19 protein-coding genes are annotated in these 17,926 nt (G+C 34.5%); 4 read left to right on the plus strand and 15 right to left on the minus strand.

The window, feature by feature from the left end; genetic code table 11:
* The first annotated feature begins 2 nt into the window (after positions 1-2).
* Both NHF50_RS06505 and hflX read left to right on the plus strand, forming a co-directional pair.
* Positions 3-1,388: a DUF5689 domain-containing protein gene (locus NHF50_RS06505; protein ID WP_252775436.1), complete on the plus strand. Its 1,386-nt coding sequence runs from the start codon at positions 3-5 to the stop codon at positions 1,386-1,388.
* 88 nt (positions 1,389-1,476) lie between these two features.
* Positions 1,477-2,706, plus strand: coding sequence for a GTPase HflX (gene hflX, locus NHF50_RS06510; protein ID WP_109568937.1), 1,230 nt, complete (start codon positions 1,477-1,479; stop codon positions 2,704-2,706).
* Between the two features lie 54 nt (positions 2,707-2,760).
* Here the strand turns inward: hflX and NHF50_RS06515 are convergent, their stop codons facing one another.
* The 15 genes from NHF50_RS06515 to NHF50_RS06585 form a co-directional block, all read right to left on the minus strand.
* Positions 2,761-3,603, minus strand: a complete 843-nt coding sequence (locus NHF50_RS06515) for a DUF3078 domain-containing protein (RefSeq protein WP_252775437.1) — start codon at positions 3,601-3,603, stop codon at positions 2,761-2,763.
* A gap of 74 nt (positions 3,604-3,677) precedes the next feature.
* On the minus strand, positions 3,678-4,184 hold the full coding sequence (locus NHF50_RS06520) for a DUF2480 family protein (protein WP_109568939.1): 507 nt from the start codon (positions 4,182-4,184) through the stop codon (positions 3,678-3,680).
* Between the two features lie 41 nt (positions 4,185-4,225).
* A complete protein-coding gene (locus tag NHF50_RS06525) occupies positions 4,226-4,549 on the minus strand; it encodes an SUF system Fe-S cluster assembly protein (RefSeq protein ID WP_109568940.1) in 324 nt (107 codons plus the stop codon).
* 14 nt (positions 4,550-4,563) lie between these two features.
* Entirely contained in the window at positions 4,564-5,892 is a 1,329-nt protein-coding gene (locus NHF50_RS06530) for an APC family permease (RefSeq protein ID WP_109568941.1), read from the minus strand.
* Positions 5,893-5,899: 7 nt separating this feature from the next.
* Positions 5,900-6,319 (minus strand): SufE family protein, encoded by a 420-nt coding sequence (locus NHF50_RS06535; protein WP_109568942.1) that lies wholly within the window; start codon positions 6,317-6,319, stop codon positions 5,900-5,902.
* Entirely contained in the window at positions 6,320-6,796 is a 477-nt protein-coding gene (locus NHF50_RS06540; protein ID WP_109568943.1) for a hypothetical protein, read from the minus strand.
* Positions 6,797-6,809: 13 nt separating this feature from the next.
* On the minus strand, positions 6,810-8,024 hold the full coding sequence (locus tag NHF50_RS06545) for an aminotransferase class V-fold PLP-dependent enzyme (RefSeq protein WP_254005779.1): 1,215 nt from the start codon (positions 8,022-8,024) through the stop codon (positions 6,810-6,812).
* Between the two features lie 57 nt (positions 8,025-8,081).
* Entirely contained in the window at positions 8,082-9,239 is a 1,158-nt protein-coding gene (locus NHF50_RS06550; RefSeq protein WP_252775438.1) for a hypothetical protein, read from the minus strand.
* A complete protein-coding gene (locus NHF50_RS06555; RefSeq protein WP_252775439.1) occupies positions 9,223-10,197 on the minus strand; it encodes a DUF2157 domain-containing protein in 975 nt (324 codons plus the stop codon). The genes NHF50_RS06550 and NHF50_RS06555 overlap by 17 nt, the downstream gene beginning before the upstream one ends.
* Before the next feature lie 121 nt (positions 10,198-10,318).
* Positions 10,319-11,635 carry a Fe-S cluster assembly protein SufD gene (gene sufD, locus NHF50_RS06560; protein ID WP_252775440.1) on the minus strand — a complete coding sequence of 439 codons (1,317 nt, stop codon included), beginning with the start codon at positions 11,633-11,635 and terminating at the stop codon, positions 10,319-10,321.
* 46 nt (positions 11,636-11,681) lie between these two features.
* Complete coding sequence (gene sufC / locus NHF50_RS06565) at positions 11,682-12,431, minus strand: Fe-S cluster assembly ATPase SufC (RefSeq protein ID WP_109568948.1); 750 nt, start codon at positions 12,429-12,431, stop codon at positions 11,682-11,684.
* A 3-nt stretch (positions 12,432-12,434) separates the two neighbouring features.
* Positions 12,435-12,932: a flavodoxin family protein gene (locus NHF50_RS06570; protein ID WP_252775441.1), complete on the minus strand. Its 498-nt coding sequence runs from the start codon at positions 12,930-12,932 to the stop codon at positions 12,435-12,437.
* Positions 12,933-12,950: 18 nt separating this feature from the next.
* A complete protein-coding gene (locus NHF50_RS06575; protein ID WP_252775442.1) occupies positions 12,951-13,325 on the minus strand; it encodes a hypothetical protein in 375 nt (124 codons plus the stop codon).
* 16 nt (positions 13,326-13,341) lie between these two features.
* Positions 13,342-14,790, minus strand: a complete 1,449-nt coding sequence (gene sufB / locus NHF50_RS06580; protein ID WP_109568951.1) for a Fe-S cluster assembly protein SufB — start codon at positions 14,788-14,790, stop codon at positions 13,342-13,344.
* A 43-nt stretch (positions 14,791-14,833) separates the two neighbouring features.
* Positions 14,834-15,163, minus strand: a complete 330-nt coding sequence (locus NHF50_RS06585; RefSeq protein ID WP_109568952.1) for an iron-sulfur cluster assembly accessory protein — start codon at positions 15,161-15,163, stop codon at positions 14,834-14,836.
* 241 nt (positions 15,164-15,404) lie between these two features.
* Between NHF50_RS06585 and NHF50_RS06590 the strand changes: the two genes are divergently transcribed.
* Positions 15,405-16,265: an MBL fold metallo-hydrolase gene (locus NHF50_RS06590; RefSeq protein ID WP_252775443.1), complete on the plus strand. Its 861-nt coding sequence runs from the start codon at positions 15,405-15,407 to the stop codon at positions 16,263-16,265.
* Positions 16,266-16,332: 67 nt separating this feature from the next.
* Positions 16,333-17,922, plus strand: a complete 1,590-nt coding sequence (locus NHF50_RS06595; RefSeq protein WP_252775444.1) for a S8 family peptidase — start codon at positions 16,333-16,335, stop codon at positions 17,920-17,922.
* The last annotated feature ends 4 nt before the right edge of the window (positions 17,923-17,926 follow it).

Raw genomic sequence — 17,926 nt, forward strand, 5'->3', positions numbered from 1 at the left:
CTATGAAAAATATAAAATTATTATTAACATTAACAACATTTGCAGCTTTAACAAGTTGTGTAAATGGTGATGACTACGGTACACCGGATTTGTCATCTGAATGTGTTTCTGAAACCCCGACTAAACAAGTTTCAGATATCACAAGTATTGCAGCCACAGATAACCCGACACAATATATGGCTGATGATGTAATTGAGGCTTATGTAACTTCAAGTGATGAAGGAGGTAATTTTTATAAAACTATCTCTTTAGTCTCAACAGATGCAGTTAACAACCCTAACAGTAGCATCGGTTTTACAATTCCGATTAATGCTTATAACTTGTACACTAAATTTGAACCCGGTCGAAAAGTATATGTTCACTTAAAAGATTTATACTACTCCTATACAGGATTAACAGATTCTTATGAGATTGGTGAATTATATGTTGACCCTACTTATGGTAACGAAATCGGTAGAATTTCTGCTGTTAAATACGAAAATGTTATTTTAAGAGGATGCGATAAAGTAGATGAGGATGAATTAGTAAACCATATCACTATTGATCAGGTAGATGATTCCTATATGCATAAATTAATTGAATTTGAAAACGTTCAATTTGCAGATGGATCTTTGGGAACTACTTACTTTGATCCTACTAATACTGCCGGTACAGGTACTAATCATTCTATTACTGATATGAATGGAAACACAATTGATTTAAGAGCTAGTGAATATGCTTCATTTGCTTCTGATCCGATTCCAAGCGGAAGTGGAAAAATAAGAGGTGTTTTAACTAAATATAATGGTAGCTACCAATTTATGATCAGAACACTACACGATGTTCAACTAAATGATGACCGTTTTGATGTTGACTTCTACCCGCCGATTGTCGGAAGTTCTTTAGCATTCAACGGTTCTTTATTTGAAAACTTTGAATCTTATGCTACTTATGAAAACGAATTCCCTCCATATATTAATGATGCTGCGGTAGGTAGCAGATATTGGCAAGTACGATTATTTAGCGGAAACAGATATATTCAAGCAACATCTTTCGGAGGAAATGAGGACAATAGAACTTTATTTATTGTTCCTGTAGACATGACATCAGCCAGTACATTCTCTTTTAGAACAAATGATGGTTATGATAATGGATCTGTTCTGAAAGTATATTATTCGTTAGATTATATTGCCGGCGGATTGATTACTGACGCTACTTTAGTAGATATTACTTCTAATTTCACTATTTCTTCAGGTCACTCAAGCGGATACGGTACATTTATCGACAGTGGGGTTTATAATATCCCATCCGGTATCACAGGAAATGGTTATTTTATATTTGAATACGTTGGTAACGGAGCTTCAGGGCCTACAACAACTATGCAAATCGACAATATTACAATAAACTAATTGTAAAACGTTTATTTAAAAAAGTCCCGCAAATGCGGGACTTTTTTTATTGTAAATAATTGTATTTTTGCACTATCAAGAAAAGACTATGTTAGAAAAAGAAAATCACGTATTTGAGAAAACGGTTGTGGTAGGGATCATCACACAAAACCAAGATGAAGATAAACTTAATGAATATCTTGATGAATTGGAATTTTTGACCTTTACTGCCGGTGGTGAAGTCGTAAAACGTTTTTCTCAAAAGATGGACAAACCGAATCCTAAAACTTTTGTAGGAGCCGGAAAGTTAGATGAGATCAAATATTACATTAAAGATAACGATGTTTCAACTGTAATCTTTGACGATGAACTCTCTCCGTCGCAACAGAAAAATATCAATCGTGAATTAGGAGATGACTGTAAAGTATTGGACAGAACCAACCTCATCTTGGATATTTTTGCGCAAAGAGCACAGACTTCTTATGCCAGAACACAGGTAGAATTGGCACAATACCAATATTTATTACCGCGATTAACCGGTATGTGGACCCACTTGGAACGCCAACGTGGAGGTATCGGTATGCGTGGTCCCGGTGAAACGGAAATTGAAACTGACCGTCGTATTGTACGAGATCGCATTGCCTTATTAAAAGAAAAGATCAAAACTATTGATAAGCAAATGGCCGTTCAGCGCGGCAATCGGGGCGCCTTGGTTCGTGTTGCTTTAGTAGGATATACCAATGTTGGTAAATCTACTCTTATGAATGCCATAGGAAAAAGCGAAGTTTTTGTCGAAAATAAACTCTTTGCCACTTTAGACACTACTGTAAGAAAGGTGGTCATTAAAAACCTTCCGTTCTTATTGAGTGATACCGTAGGTTTTATCCGAAAATTACCCACACAGTTAGTAGAATCCTTTAAAAGTACTCTGGACGAGGTTCGCGAAGCTGATCTATTATTACACGTTGTAGATATTTCTCATCCTGATTTTGAAGACCATATTGCTTCGGTAAATGAAATTCTAAAGGAAATAAAAAGTGACGACAAACCGACCATCATGGTCTTTAATAAAATTGATGCTTACAAGCCCGTTCATTTTGACGAAAACGACTTATCTATCGAAAAAACATCAAAACATTTCACTTTAGACGAATGGAAACAAACCTGGATGCACAAAATGGGTGAAAACAACGCACTGTTCATCTCAGCAACGAATAAACTTAATTTTGAGGAGTTCAGAGAAAAAGTATATGAAGCCGTTCGTGAAATCCATATTACGCGTTTTCCGTATAACAACTTTTTATATCCGGAATATAAAGAAGCAGAAGATACCGAATAAATAAAAAAAGACCTCAAAATTGAGGTCTTTTTTTATTTATAAGCATTCTTTCTATCAAAAACTAGCATTAACCCCTACACCAATAACTTGACGTGTCTGAAAGCCTCTAAATGCGTTATCATCATAAATAGTTTGAAAAGCAAAGTTCGTAGATAAGTACTTATTGATCTTCATTACTATATTCAATTGGTAATCTATATCAACATTTTGAGCGTCTTCCAAATAATTAGAATATAAGTTCAGAATATTCTCCACGGTAACATTTTCCATGATCGTGAACTTATAGTAAGCATTTAAGGCTGCACCCAATTCATAACGGATCGTTTTCCCTTGTTCTACACCGAAAGAAGAACCGAATTCTGTAAAATGATCATGAACTATCACAAGTTTAGAAGTAGCAGGAGCTATATTCACTTTCAGATTATCACTTTTTTTCCACAACATACCCGGACCGAATTGGAAATAAGCCGGCGAAAAGAAATGTGAGATTTTGAGGGTTTGGTCGTCCGGGTCAAAACCGGAATCCATTTGTGTTTTGAAATTCAAAAAAGCAGAATAAAACCAATACCCTGACGCTTTTTTCCCTAACAAAGAGCTAAACTCAATTCGATCATCGGTTTTCTTAGTATCTTCTCCTTTGATCTTTGTCAAACCATAAGCAACGATCAATTTATTATCCCAGTTCCAGTCTCCGTTTTTATAATTGAAATCGTAATTAATATTTGTATTCCCTGCAAAGTTATTTTGACCACCGGCTAACCAATTGTTAAATGATGATTGATTGGCTAAAAGTGTAAAAACTCCCTTTCTTGTCCAGTGCTTTACTGAATCTGTTTCCGTTTGTTGAGCACTCATTCCAATAGTTACTAAACAAAATACCCATACCAGTTTTTTCATATCTCTATTTTAATATTTCGGCAAAGATAAGATTTCTTGCTAATTCAATAAAACACAAGCTTTAACTTACAAACCTACCTTGTTCTTTTATAAAGCGGAACTGCTGAACACGCCTCACCGAACATAATACTTCTGGCAAAAGGCATCAACTTCTGTATCGCTAACGTATAAACACTCTGAGGGACTTCTTTTTTGGAACACCCTTTTAAGATCACCGGTTTGTCCTGAAAAGGGGAATAATCTGTTTTAGCAAGTATATCTTTATACCACTCCTCAACAACCTGCTCTTTTGTACCGTGAATAACTTTAAGCACTATCGGTTTTAAATACACCGCTATTAAAGCAAATGTCCAAGCAGGTAAAATAGCATCAGTGGAACACGTTATCCCTACATATTTATCCTGATAAATTGACCAATCAAAATCTTTTAATTGCTGCCGAAACTCTTTTTCTTTTAGAATAAAACCTTCTAAAAGCCATTGGGAAATATCCAATTCCACCACATGTTCACCCGGAAAATAATCTTCCAGATCAAAAACTTCAAGTGAGCTTTCGGCTATTTTATTTACAATCTCTTCCATCTTTAAATCATTTTCAATTATTAGTGCTATAATAAAATAACTTACAGCATTCCTAACTGAAGCTGGGCTTCTTCACTCATCAGATCCTTGCTCCATGGCGGGTCAAATGTGATCTCTACTTCACAAGACTTCACATGATCTATTGATTTTATCTTCTCTTCTACTTCCTGCGGCAAAGTTTCCGCAACAGGGCAATTAGGCGAAGTCAAGGTCATTAATATCTTAACGTCATTATCCTCGTTAATCATTACGTCATAAACCAATCCTAACTCGTAGATATCAACCGGAATTTCCGGATCATAAATGGTCTTCAAAACGTTTACTACGTTTTCACCAAGGTTTATAGTATCATTAAACTCTTCCATAACAAAATTAGTTTTTAATCTATAGTTTTTATTGTTTTCTTCTCATGTCTTTTTGCAAACAACCAGGCTCCTAATCCTAAAATAACATAAAGGACAATTATGAATGACATCTGCTCCCAATTATGGGTAAATTCATAGTATAAAATTAATATTCCGCCACATGCCAGTCCTAAAATAGCAGTACTTGTTGCAAAAGTTGAGGCTTTTGTCTTTTCTTTTATTTTATAATTAGCTATTGCCATCAATAAAGAGACTAATAAAAAAGTAATACTTCCGAATTCTAAAATCAATTCCAGCCCTCCGATCACAATTAAAAATGAAGCGGTCAGAGTCATGGCATAAATGGCATTTTTAGGAATACTGTCCTTTCTGATCGATAACCATTTCGGGAAATAACCATCTGTTGCAATAACAGCCACCTGACGAGACGAACCGAATACTGTTCCGCTTATAGCACTACTCGTTGCTAAGACAGCTCCTAATACCACGAGGTTAGAACCTAACTTCCCGATAGCATTCTTAGCCCCGATAGCTAAGGCATACTCTTTATTTTTAACAATTTCCTGTGGTGTTATAGAAAACAATGCGCCTGTAGCAATTACCAAATAAATAATTATCGCTAAAAAGATAGCCAGATAAATAGCTCTCGGTATATTTCTGTCCGGATCGGTCATTTCATTAACCGCATTGATGACCAATTGAAATCCTTCATACGAAACAAAGGTTACGGATGCCACAATTAATACTGAAAGCACTGTCGAATTTTTATAGTCAACAGCCATGTTTTGTAAGAACGTATTAAAATCAACTTCTCCGTATTGGATCAAAACAAAAGAAATGGCAACCAAAATAACTAACTTGGTATATACCATAATATCTTCAATTTTTCCCATTCCGTTAACACTCCAAACATTAATAAGAGTAAAAACACCTAAAATGAAGATTGCTGCCGCTTTTCGAGCCCAAATAACGTCTCCAAAACCGAAAGCACTCAAAGCATAAGACGAAAACGTGAATGAATACAATGCCAAAGTACTGATATACCCGAAAATAATAAACCAGCCTATGATGGAAGCGGAAAAGTGAGAATCAGGATACGTTCTTTTAAAAAAGGAATAGGTTGCTCCTTCATCTTTGTAATACAATCCCAACTTAACATACGAATAGGCTGCTAAGAGCGCTATCAAACCTCCTATAATTAAAGCTATCGGAGTTAAATTACCAATCATTGAAACGGATATCCCTAAAACTGTAAAGATACCACCACCTACCATACCGCCAAGTGCTATAGCGACCAGCTCTAATAATCCGAGGTCTTTATTTCTTTTTCTGATTACCGACATGCACTTATTAGTGTTTAGCCTGATAAGCCAAAGCGTACATTTTTATTTGCTTTATCATCGATACTAACCCATTAGCTCTTGTAGGTGAAAGGTGTTCCTTTAAACCTATTTCATCGATAAAGTCTGTATTGGCATCCAAGATCTCTTGGGGTGTATGTCCTGAAAAAGTACGTATCAGAATAGCAATGATCCCTTTGGTCAAAATGGCATCACTATCTGCTGTAAAAATAACTTTCCCATCCTCATCATCAGCATGCACCCAAACTTTGGACTGACAACCTTTAATACTATAATCGTCTGTTTTGTATTGTTCATCTATCAGAGGAAGTGATTTTCCCAACTCAATGATATATTCATAGCGTTGCATCCAATCGTCAAACATTGAAAACTCATCTACTATTTCTTCCTGTATTTCCTGAATGGTCATTTATTGTTCTTTTATATTATCAGCAACTTCAATTAACTTGTTCACTATTTTTTCTATAGCTTGTGGCGGAAAACCTCCATCAAACGCAGCAGATTCATATATTTTATCTCCGTCGATCACTCTTAAATTAGCAATCGGTGCTCCATCGTAAAATCTCTTTTGAGTTGGCGATTCTAGTGTAGCCAGACCTTCTTTATCTACTGTAGCATATAAACTTTGTAATTCCTCCCAATCCTTATCGCTTATAGGTGTTACTACAGCTTTTCCATTTCTTGTCGTAACAACTGAAACTTTTTGGTCTGTTACTGTGATCTTTTGATAAAAGCCTCTTGTAAAAGCTTCATATTCCAAAACAGGAATTGTTTGTTGTTTCATGATCTCTTGAGAAGTTATATTTTCCTTTTCTGTAACTGCCTTTTGGCAATTACAACCGGTTAAAGTCATTAAACCTAAAATAAATGTGGCCAAAGTTTTCATAATTCCTTAATTTTTAAGACAACATAACTTGCGCTTTTTGAACCGCTTCTACAAAGATATCAATTTCTTCTTTGGTATTATAGAACGCAAAACTGGCTCTTATTGTTCCCGGAATATTGAAATATTGCATGATCGGTTGGGCGCAATGATGTCCGGTTCGTACTGCTACTCCTAACTTATCTACAATCGTGCCAATATCATACGGATGGATTCCCTCTATATTAAATGAAATTACAGAAGCTTTATTTTTACCCGTTCCGTAAATTTTCAAACCTTCAATTTGCAGTAGTTTCTCAGTAGCATATTCTAATAACTCTTGCTCGTAAGACGCTATATTTTCAAAACCTATTGTATTAAGATAATCTAAAGCAGTACCTAAAACAATCCCTCCTGCAATATTAGGCGTTCCGGCTTCAAATTTATGTGGCAGATCAGCATAGGTCGTTTTTTCAAATGTTACCTCAGCAATCATTTCACCTCCTCCCTGATAAGGAGGCAATTTACGCAACCACTCTTCTTTACCGTATAAAGCCCCTACTCCTGTTGGCCCACATACTTTATGTCCCGAAAAAGCATAAAAATCGCAATCTAACTCCTGTACATCCGGTTTTAAATGTGGTGTTGCCTGTGCTCCGTCTATAAGAACTGCTGCCCCGACCTTGTGTGCTTTTTCAATGATCTCTTTGATCGGATTTACTGTTCCTAAGGCGTTTGAAATATGATTTACAGCAACAACTTTTACATTATCGGAAAGCTGTTTTTCAAATTCATCAAGGTTTAATTCTCCTTCATCATTCATTGGAATTACGACTAATTTTGCACCGGTACGTTCACAAAGCAATTGCCAAGGGACAATATTACTGTGATGCTCTAAATGTGAAACCATTACCTCATCACCCTCTTTTAGCAAAGCGGCAAAACCGTTGGCTACTAAATTGATCCCGAAAGTGGTCCCGGCAGTAAAAATGATCTCATAGGAATGTTTGGCATTCAAATGCTTCTGAATCGTGTTTCTGGACACTTCATAGGCATCTGTTGCCAACTGGCTTAATGTATGTACTCCACGATGGATGTTAGCATTGATCTCTTTATAATATTTTTCAATAGCCTCAATAACTACTAAGGGTTTTTGGGCTGTAGCCGCATTGTCAAAATAGACTAAGGGTTTACCGTTTACCGTTTGGTTTAAAATAGGAAAATCGGCTCTTATTTTTTGAATGTCAATCATGTTGCAAATTTACAACTTGATTGTTTATAATAAGAATAAATAAAGGTTAAAATCGAATTAAAACTTCTCTCCGGCTCCGCCACCACTAAATCCGCCACCACCAAATTCCATTGAATTGGTTTGGTCCTCTGTTGGTGTAGCTACATTAACAAACGATAAAACTGCTTGAGCATTAAACAATAATGAATTGTCTAAATCTCTATCGGGCTTAAAAGTAACACCTTCAGTTTTATTCTTTAATTTTTGAATTATTAAATACGCTAACCCAAAAAGGAAAATACCACTAAATACCATTACAAATTCGATTGGAAGAATATTGTAATAATACCGTATGGAGAAAAACCCAAATACCAATGTTAATAATCCTGAGTATAAAACCAATTTGTCTTTCCATTTTATTCCCCAAAAGATATACAGTAAAGGAATAAAAAAAGTTAGTATATAAAAAACTATTGCAAACGGAACATCTGAAGTATTTGTAATAGTTAACTCCATCAACGATTCTGATAATTCTCGAACTACCAGATAATTCATAGACAAATAACCTAAAAGTAAACTAACTATTCGAATAGTATCAAAAGTCTTAAAATAAGGATATAAATTTTGATTTTTAATTAAATAACCTACAAAAAAATAAATAAAAACTGCCAATGCTAATCCGACAAATGACAAATAAAATTTAGGCATAAAATCGTGTTCAACAATACTATTGAAAAAAATACCAACCAATCCTATATATGCAATTAATGCCGAAATGGTATTGATAAATCGAATTGTAAAAAAAATACCTAAAACAACCATCGTTATTAATACAGATATAACTGATTCAGAAAGAATTCCTATTCCGATTAAAAAAGAAACTTGAGAGGAAAGAATAAATGCATCGTCTAGTCCATGACGGAAAAACTTCATTTTAACCAACACTTCCAAACCAATGTAAGCTACTATAGCATATAAAAAGAAAATAATTTGATAATCATGCGAAATAATTTGAAGTAAAACCACAGCAAAAGCACTAATTATACTTGAAAATAAAAAACTACCCAACAGAAAAAAACCAATTCGAAAGAAAATATTAGAATTAGATTTCAATTGGACTAATTGAGAACATATTGTTATTAATTGTTCTTTATTTAAAAATCTCTTTCTATATAACTTTTTCGCTTCTTCTGCTAAAAAATAATTCTCTATATTTAATTTATTGTATGCTTGCATTTTTTTTGGAATTAAATTGTTTTACTAATCGGATAAAAAAATAAATACTTGCAATAACATAAAACGGAGAAACAATAATTAACTGTTCGTAAAAAGGATCAAAATTTATTAAAGTTAATATTTTCCCTCCCAAAACATTGAAGCTGAAATAGCTATACAATAACATAAAAGCGAAAACAGAAGTTGCTAAAACTTTATAACTGAATTGGTAAAAATAATATACAAAACCTATTAAAATAGGAATAAAGATAAACCAATGTTCTGAAAGTAAACCAGACAAAATACAAACACCTAACAAATGCAAAGCAAACGTGGCATATACAAAATAAAAATGGGCTTTTATCTTAGTTCTTAATGTATATTCCATCCAAACTAATAAAAAGATTCCTAAAACCAATCCGGAATACGTTAATTGTAAACTAGAATAAACTTCATTTTCAAACAAACTTTTTGGTGTTATTGTTATTCCAATAAAAGCGGCTAAACTGGTGATCGCAATGGAAAGTACAATTCTATTATCAAAATAATAAGCTACAAAAAAACAAAGTATTGCTGAAATCAAAGAAACATAAGCATACGATTCTCCAAAAATTTCATATTGGAAATTAATATATCCTAAAAAAATACAAGCAAGTAAACTACCCGTTAAAACTAAATAATCATAAAGTGGATTTTCGAATAAAACCTCATGGTTAGAATAGCCTTTCGCTTTTTTAAAACTAAAATAAAAACATACCAACATCAAAATAAAATTAGCCGAAAGTATCGCTAAATGTCCAATAGAGTCAATATTGTTATACACAATCACCCCTATTCCTGAAGTAAATGAAATCACTGAAAAGTAAATTACCAAAAGTAATTCGCTTCGTAACGAAAAAATGTTTTTCTTTTGATATTCAGCTATTTCTTCTAAATTATTATCATTCAAAAACTCTTTTTGATATAATTTTTGAAGCAAAATTTTCGAAAATTTTGATTTCCCCATGAATTAAAGTTTGAATAAAGGTATGGAAATTATAATTTAACATTACAAAAAGACCGCCTTTAGGGCGGTCTTTAAAATATATTATAATTTTTCTCTACAAATCAAATCCTAGATTAACACCTAATTTATTAGCAATGATCTTAGTGATTCTATGTTTCAAGTCCGGTAATTTAATACTCTCAATTACTTCATTTGAAAAAGCATACATCAACAATGCTCTGGCTTCCTTTTTAGGAATTCCGCGTTGTTGCATATAGAACATAGCGCTTTCATCTAACTGTCCGATAGTACATCCGTGCGAACATTTTACATCATCTGCAAAAATCTCCAATTGTGGCTTAGCATTGATTGTGGCTTTATCGCTTAACAAGATATTATTGTTTTGCTGGAAAGCATCGGTTTTCTGGGCTTCTTTTTCCACATATATTTTCCCGTTAAAAACGCCTGTAGCACTATCGCCGAAGATTCCTTTATAATTCTGATGACTTTCACAATTAGGCTGTGCATGTTGCACTAAAGTATAATGGTCAACGTGCTGTTTGTTGCCAATGATTGTAATTCCTTTTAATGTAGAATCTATTCTTTCCCCTTGATGGTAAAAATTCAGGTTATTTCTTGTTATATTACCACCAAATGAAAATGTATGGACTGAAACTCTGCTCTCTTGTTTTTGAGCAATATAGGTGTTATCTATCAGGTTAGCTGTCTCTACATCATTTTGTAATTTATAATAATCACAGATAGCTCTCTTCTGTGCAAAAACCTCTGTAACACTATTTGTTAACACCGGATTTTCATTCAAGCTTTGATGGCGTTCAATAATTTGAACATGGGCATTTTCACCAACGATCACTAAATTCCTTGGCTGCAACATTATGGCTGCTTCAGAACCTGTAGAAAAATGAACAATTTCAACCGGTTTATCTGCAATTTTTCCTTTCGGGATATTGATAAATGCACCTTCCTGAGCAAAAGCTGTATTTAATGTCGTTAAAGATTCTTCCTTACTGGCAACCTGATTGAAATAAGTATCCAGAATCAGTTTGTATTTAGGTTTGTTCAAAACGGAAGACAACAAACATACGTCGATTCCGTCATGTGTTGTTTGCGACAGAAAAGAACTGAACTTTCCGTCAATAAACACCAATTTATAAGTATCGATGTCGTGTAAAAAATATTTTTTTACATCTTTAAATTCGATTGCCGGTTCTGATTTCGGAAAAACACTGTAATCGTTCTTTAAAACAGCATTTAACGAAGTATATTTCCAGGCTTCTTCTTTTTTGGAAGGAAACCCTTTTGTTTCAAAGTTTTTTATAGCATGATTTCGTATATCGTGAAGGGAAGAATGATCATCAAATTTCTCCTCAAAAGCAAGATAAGACGAAAGTAATTTTTCTTTTAAATCCATATTCTTTAGTTTACAGTTTACAGCAAATTAGTCTTACTAAGACTGTTTACTGAATTTCTGCTTTAATCCAATCGTATCCTTTTTCTTCCAGTTCAAGAGCAAGCTCTTTAGTTCCTGACTTCACAATTTTTCCATCCATTAATACATGAACAAAATCCGGAACAATATAATCCAGTAAACGTTGGTAGTGAGTAATTACAACTACTGCATTTTCAGGACTTTTTAATTTATTAACACCATTAGCAACAATACGCAAGGCATCAATATCCAATCCGGAATCCGTTTCGTCCAAAATAGCTACTTTAGGTTCCAACATGGCCATTTGAAAAATTTCATTACGCTTTTTCTCTCCACCTGAAAATCCTTCATTTAAAGAACGTGACAAGAATTTTTTATCCATTTCCAACAGCTCTGATTTTTCACGGATCTTTTTCAGCATTTCATTTGCCGGCATTTCTTCCATACCTTTTGCTTTACGTCCTTCATTTATAGCCGTTTTTATGAAGTTTGTAACGGAAACTCCCGGAATTTCAACCGGATACTGGAACGATAAGAAAATACCTTTGTGTGCTCTTTCTTCCGGAGCTAATTCAGAAATATCTTCACCATCAAGGATAATTTCTCCTTCCGTTACTTCATAATTCTCGTTTCCGGCAATAATAGAAGAAAGTGTAGACTTTCCGGCACCATTTGGCCCCATAATAGCATGAACCTCACCTGCTTTTACCTCTAAATCAATTCCTTTTAATATCTCTTTATCTTCTACAGAAGCGTGTAAATTTTTAATGCTTAACATTATTTATCTTTTTTGTAAAAAACTTATCTTTTTATTAATTGTCTCTTCTTTTATATCAGCATTGTAATGCACATTTCCTAAATATTGCATTCCTAAATAATCAGCCGATTTTTTAAACGGCAGATAAAATGTGTCTTCAATTTCACTATCGTGTGAATTAGATAAAACAGCCATGCCTTTACCTCTTAATTTTCTTCCGGTTTCTTTCTCTATCCGAATCAAATCGGAAAACCGGTCAAAAAATACTTTCATAACACCACTCATCGTATACCAATATACAGGAGTAGCAAAAACCAAAACATCATAATGTTCTATAACTCTCTTTATCAAACTAAAGAAATCATCATTTCTGTTTTGGGCTTCGTAATCATAGTACGAAAACTCATAATCACTAAGGTTAACTACCTCAACGTCATATTGTTCTTCAATAGCATCAACTATACGGGTTGTGTTCCCTTTTTTACGAGATGATCCTACAATGATTACAGCTTTATTCTTCATTTTATTACAGAAAGGGCATTAATTTTCAGGCTTTTTTTCCGGAAGAATTTCTAAAAAATAATAGACGATCTCCCCGATAATCCCCGTAAAAACAAAAAGTAAAACCCAAACCAACACTTTATTTCCTGTCTCTCTTTTATTTGATTTTGTCAAATGAATAATGTCAAAAACTTTAACTCCTATAGAGACAAACATTGTTATGATTATAATAACAAATGCACTTAAAAATCCGCTTAAAACATCTGCCGGTGGATTTTCCTGATCTTGGTTCTCAAAAGAAGGAATAGTACTTATAAAAAAACTAAAAAAGAAAATGAAATACGCTATCATCCCTATTACAGGAAGAAAGTGTAAAATTCCTATTAGTATTTTTTGATTTTTTGACAGATTCATTATTCAAGAACATTATTTATCCTACGGAACCTTCTAATGAAATTTCTAATAATTTTTGCGCCTCTACAGCAAATTCCATCGGTAGTTTATTCAACACTTCTCTACTGAAACCATTCACAATAAGTGCAATAGCTTTTTCAGTAGGAATACCTCTTTGATTACAGTAAAACACTTGGTCTTCCCCTATCTTTGAAGTCGTGGCCTCATGCTCTATCTGTGCCGTTGAATTTTTACTTTCAATATAAGGAAACGTATGCGCTCCGCACTCATTTCCCATTAACAACGAATCACATTGCGAAAAGTTACGTGCATTTTCTGCTCTGGAGCTAACCTGTACCAACCCGCGATAACTATTTTGCGATTTTCCGGCAGAAATACCTTTTGAAATAATCGTAGATTTAGTATTGTTGCCCAAATGGATCATTTTTGTTCCTGTATCAGCTTGCTGAAAATTATTGGTCACTGCAATTGAGTAAAATTCTCCTACTGAATTGTCTCCTTTTAATATACAAGAAGGATATTTCCAGGTTACTGCCGAACCTGTTTCTACTTGTGTCCAGGAAATTTTAGCATTCTTCTCACACAAACCTCTCTTGGTAACAAAATTGTAAACTCCTCCTTTGCCTTCTTTGTTTCCCGGATACCAATTTTGAACTGTCGAATATTTTATTTCTGCGTCTTCCAACGCAATCAATTCTACAACTGCTGCATGCAATTGATTTTCATCGCGCATGGGTGCGGTACAACCTTCCAGATACGAAACATAACTACCTTCATCGGCAATTACCAATGTTCGCTCGAACTGACCGGTCCCTCCCTGATTAATACGGAAATAGGTCGATAACTCCATCGGACAACGAACGCCTTTAGGAATGTAACAAAAACTTCCGTCTGAGAATACTGCTGAATTTAATGCCGCATAGAAATTATCCGTTTTAGGTACGACTGTTCCTAAATATTTTTTTACTAATTCCGGGTGATTTTGAATCGCTTCGGAAATAGAACAGAAGATAATTCCTTTTTCTGCTAATGTTTTTTTGAAAGTCGTAGCTACTGAAACGGAATCCATTACAATATCTACAGCTACTCCGGCTAATTGTTTTTGCTCATCAATCGAAATACCTAATTTCTTGAATGTCTCCAATAATTCGGGATCAACCTCATCTAAACTCTGGTATTTATCCTTTTTCTTAGGTGCAGAATAATAGGACACCGACTGGAAATCCGGTTTTTCATAATGTACATTCGCCCATTCCGGCTCAGACATTTCATTCCAAACCCGAAACGCTTCCAAACGCCATTCTGTCATCCATTCCGGCTCGTTTTTCTTTTTCGAAATAGCACGAACAATTTCTTCATTCAAGCCCGCAGGAAAAGTCTCCGATTCTATATCGGTATAGAACCCGTACTCATATTCCTTTGAAGCCAGTTCTTCTTTTAAATGTTCTTCTGTATACTTACTCATAAAATTAAGTCTGATATAGACATATCTTATTTTTGTTTTTTAACTAAAGGGAGAAACTCTCTCCGCATCCACAAGTTCTGTTTGCATTAGGATTATTAAATACAAACCCCTTTCCGTTCAGACCTCCTGAATATTCCAATGTTGTACCTATCAAATACAAAAAACTTTTCTTGTCAACTAAAATCTTAACCCCATTGTCTTCAAACAACTTATCGTCATCTCTTTGAACGGAATCAAATTTCAACTCATAGGACAAACCACTACATCCGCCGCTTTTTACTCCTACACGAATAAAATCTTTAACGGCATCAAAACCATCTTCCTGCATTAATTCAATGGCTTTTTTCTTTGCAGAATCCGACACTTTTATCATACCTTAAATTGATTTTGTCTAAATTAACCGCAAAGATATGGTTTTTAACACTCATATCATAGCTTATAACATTTTTATAACTTATGAATCTATAAGATTTCTTTATACAAAAAAGCAGGAAATCCTCCCCTTTTCCTTTATCATATCACAAAAAAATTAAACTTTATATTCTGCTTTTCTGAATTGTATTCAGTACTTTTAGCTTTTGAATGTTAATTTTATAAAAATCCCCTATAGCAAAATGAAAATTCATGCAATTGAAGCCGGCAATTTCAAATTAGACGGAGGAGCAATGTTCGGAGTTGTTCCCAAAACTATCTGGAACAAGACCAATCCGGCAGATCATAACAACCTGATTGATATAGCTGCCCGATGTATGCTGATTGAAGACGGTAATCGATTAATTTTAATTGATACCGGAATGGGCAACAAGCAGTCGGATAAATTTTTCGGTTACTATTCTCTTTGGGGAGATTTCTCTCTGGAAAAATCTTTAAAAGAAAAAGGGTTTCTCCCTGATGATATAACTGATGTTTTCATGACTCACCTGCATTTTGACCATTGTGGCGGAAGTGTAAACTGGAACAAAGACAGAACCGGATATGAAACTGCCTTTAAAAATGCTACGTACTGGAGCAATAAAGACCATTGGCAATGGGCAACTGTTCCTAATGTACGAGAAAAAGCATCTTTTTTAAAAGAAAATATCTTGCCTATGGAAGAGAGCGGACAACTTAAATTCATAGAAAAACCGGATGGAGATTATTTAGCTGAAAGCCCACTTGGATTCGGAATTCTCTTTGTAGATGGACATACCGAAAAGCAGATGTTGCCGCACCTTCAATACGAAGGCAAAACGTTAGTATTTTGTGCAGATTTATTAGCAACTGCCGGACACATTCCTATTCCTTACGTTATGGGATATGATACCCGTCCTTTACTAACCGTAGATGAAAAAGCGAAATTCATGAATAAAGCTGCTGACGAAGATTATTTATTATGGCTGGAACATGATGCACACAACCAGATCATAACTGTTCAACATACTGAAAAAGGGGTTCGCTTAAAAGAAGTTATGACTTGTGAAGAAGTCTTAAAATAGTGTTAATTGTGTAACAAATTAGAGTTTTTATATACGTATTACCCAATAATTAATGATTTAAGAAATAATGAAAAAAATTAATCCTTTCTATGTCTCTGCCTTACTAGCTTTAGCTTTGGTAAGTTGTGGACCTCAAAAAATGATTTCTACTCCTATAGAAAACGTTGATAACCTTCCTCTTAAAATCACGCCTCTTGCTGAAAAAGATCTAAAAAGATGGAGTGACTTGGATTTAGTAAAAGACACTGTTCCCGGAATGAGCGTTGACAGAGCTTATGCTGAATTACTTAAAGGGAAAAAAGGACAAACAGTTATTGTAGGAGTTGTAGACTCCGGTGTTGATATCAACCATGAAGATTTACAAGGAAAAATCTGGACTAACCCGAAAGAAATTGCAGGTAACGGAATTGATGACGATAAAAACGGTTATATCGACGATATCCACGGATGGAACTTTTTAGGCGATGCCGTTAACGAGCAATTAGAATTGACTCGTATTGTAAAAAAAGGACCGGGAACTCCGGAATACAATAAAGCTAAAGCTGAATTAGATGAAAAACTAAAAGAACTTCAGCCTGCTAAGATGCAATTAGACATGATTCTAAATGCGGAAAAAACAATTGCAGATAAATTAGGTAAAAAAGATTTCACTTTAGCTGAAGTTCAAGCTATTCAAACAACAGATACAGGCTTAACACAAGCAAAAGCTATGTTTGAAAACATTTTAGCAAAAACAGATAAAGCTGGTTTCGACAAACAAATCGAAAGCTATAAAGATTATGTTTATGGTCAATTGAATTACAACTTAAATGTTGAATTTGACGGACGTTCGATTGTTGGCGACAATCCGGAAGACATCACAGATACTAAATATGGTAACAATAATGTGATCGGTCCGGTTGCTAAAGAAGCAAAACACGGAACTCACGTTGCGGGTATTATTGCTCAGGTTAGAGATAACAATTTAGGAGGCGACGGTGTAGCTACTAATGCTAAAATACTAGCTGTAAGAGCAGTGCCAAACGGAGACGAGTATGACAAAGATATTGCTTTAGGTATTCGCTATGCAGTAGACAACGGCGCTAAAGTAATCAACGGTTCATTCGGTAAATATTTTTCACCTCACAAAGAGTGGGTACAAGATGCTTTAAAATATGCCGCTGAAAAAGACGTTTTAGTAATTTTTGCTGCCGGTAATGAATCGTATGATCTAGATGTAATTAACAAATATCCAAGTGATTCTTACGACGGTGAGCCTGAAATCTCAAACAATGTATTGATCATTGGTGCATTAAATGTTGAATATGGTTCTAAAATGGTAGCCCCTTTCTCAAACTACGGAAAACGCAATGTAGATATCTTTGCTCCGGGTATGAAAATTTACGCTACTACACCGGAAAACACGTATGAATATTTACAAGGAACGTCAATGGCTTCTCCAAATGTAGCTGGAGTTGCAGCTTTAATCCGTTCTTATTATCCTAAATTAACGGCTGCACAAGTAAAACAAATCATCATGGAAAGTGGTATTTCGCTTAAAAATGATATTAAGGCAGGTGAAGACCAGCACAAAGCTAATTTTTCTGAAGTTTCTAAAACCGGAAAAATCGTAAACGCATATAATGCTCTGATCTTGGCTGAAAAAATGTCAAAATAACCAT

Origin of the sequence: Flavobacterium sp. NRK F10 (genome assembly GCF_024054235.1) — a bacterium.
GTDB lineage: Bacteria > Bacteroidota > Bacteroidia > Flavobacteriales > Flavobacteriaceae > Flavobacterium > Flavobacterium sediminis.

Excerpts from the sequence above, each read along its gene's own strand:
- NHF50_RS06585 (WP_109568952.1), bottom strand. The coding sequence starts at position 15,163 with ATGATAAAAGTGTCGGATTCTGCAAAGAAAAAAGCCATTGAATTAATG.
- NHF50_RS06505 (WP_252775436.1), top strand. The coding sequence starts at position 3 with ATGAAAAATATAAAATTATTATTAACATTAACAACATTTGCAGCTTTA.
- NHF50_RS06595 (WP_252775444.1), top strand. The coding sequence starts at position 16,333 with ATGAAAAAAATTAATCCTTTCTATGTCTCTGCCTTACTAGCTTTAGCT.
- NHF50_RS06525 (WP_109568940.1), bottom strand. The coding sequence starts at position 4,549 with ATGGAAGAGTTTAATGATACTATAAACCTTGGTGAAAACGTAGTAAAC.
- NHF50_RS06575 (WP_252775442.1), bottom strand. The coding sequence starts at position 13,325 with ATGAATCTGTCAAAAAATCAAAAAATACTAATAGGAATTTTACACTTT.
- NHF50_RS06535 (WP_109568942.1), bottom strand. The coding sequence starts at position 6,319 with ATGACCATTCAGGAAATACAGGAAGAAATAGTAGATGAGTTTTCAATG.
- NHF50_RS06545 (WP_254005779.1), bottom strand. The coding sequence starts at position 8,024 with ATGATTGACATTCAAAAAATAAGAGCCGATTTTCCTATTTTAAACCAA.
- NHF50_RS06540 (WP_109568943.1), bottom strand. The coding sequence starts at position 6,796 with ATGAAAACTTTGGCCACATTTATTTTAGGTTTAATGACTTTAACCGGT.
- sufD (WP_252775440.1), bottom strand. The coding sequence starts at position 11,635 with ATGGATTTAAAAGAAAAATTACTTTCGTCTTATCTTGCTTTTGAGGAG.
- NHF50_RS06590 (WP_252775443.1), top strand. The coding sequence starts at position 15,405 with ATGAAAATTCATGCAATTGAAGCCGGCAATTTCAAATTAGACGGAGGA.
- NHF50_RS06570 (WP_252775441.1), bottom strand. The coding sequence starts at position 12,932 with ATGAAGAATAAAGCTGTAATCATTGTAGGATCATCTCGTAAAAAAGGG.
- NHF50_RS06530 (WP_109568941.1), bottom strand. The coding sequence starts at position 5,892 with ATGTCGGTAATCAGAAAAAGAAATAAAGACCTCGGATTATTAGAGCTG.
- NHF50_RS06550 (WP_252775438.1), bottom strand. The coding sequence starts at position 9,239 with ATGCAAGCATACAATAAATTAAATATAGAGAATTATTTTTTAGCAGAA.
- sufC (WP_109568948.1), bottom strand. The coding sequence starts at position 12,431 with ATGTTAAGCATTAAAAATTTACACGCTTCTGTAGAAGATAAAGAGATA.
- NHF50_RS06515 (WP_252775437.1), bottom strand. The coding sequence starts at position 3,603 with ATGAAAAAACTGGTATGGGTATTTTGTTTAGTAACTATTGGAATGAGT.
- NHF50_RS06520 (WP_109568939.1), bottom strand. The coding sequence starts at position 4,184 with ATGGAAGAGATTGTAAATAAAATAGCCGAAAGCTCACTTGAAGTTTTT.
- sufB (WP_109568951.1), bottom strand. The coding sequence starts at position 14,790 with ATGAGTAAGTATACAGAAGAACATTTAAAAGAAGAACTGGCTTCAAAG.
- hflX (WP_109568937.1), top strand. The coding sequence starts at position 1,477 with ATGTTAGAAAAAGAAAATCACGTATTTGAGAAAACGGTTGTGGTAGGG.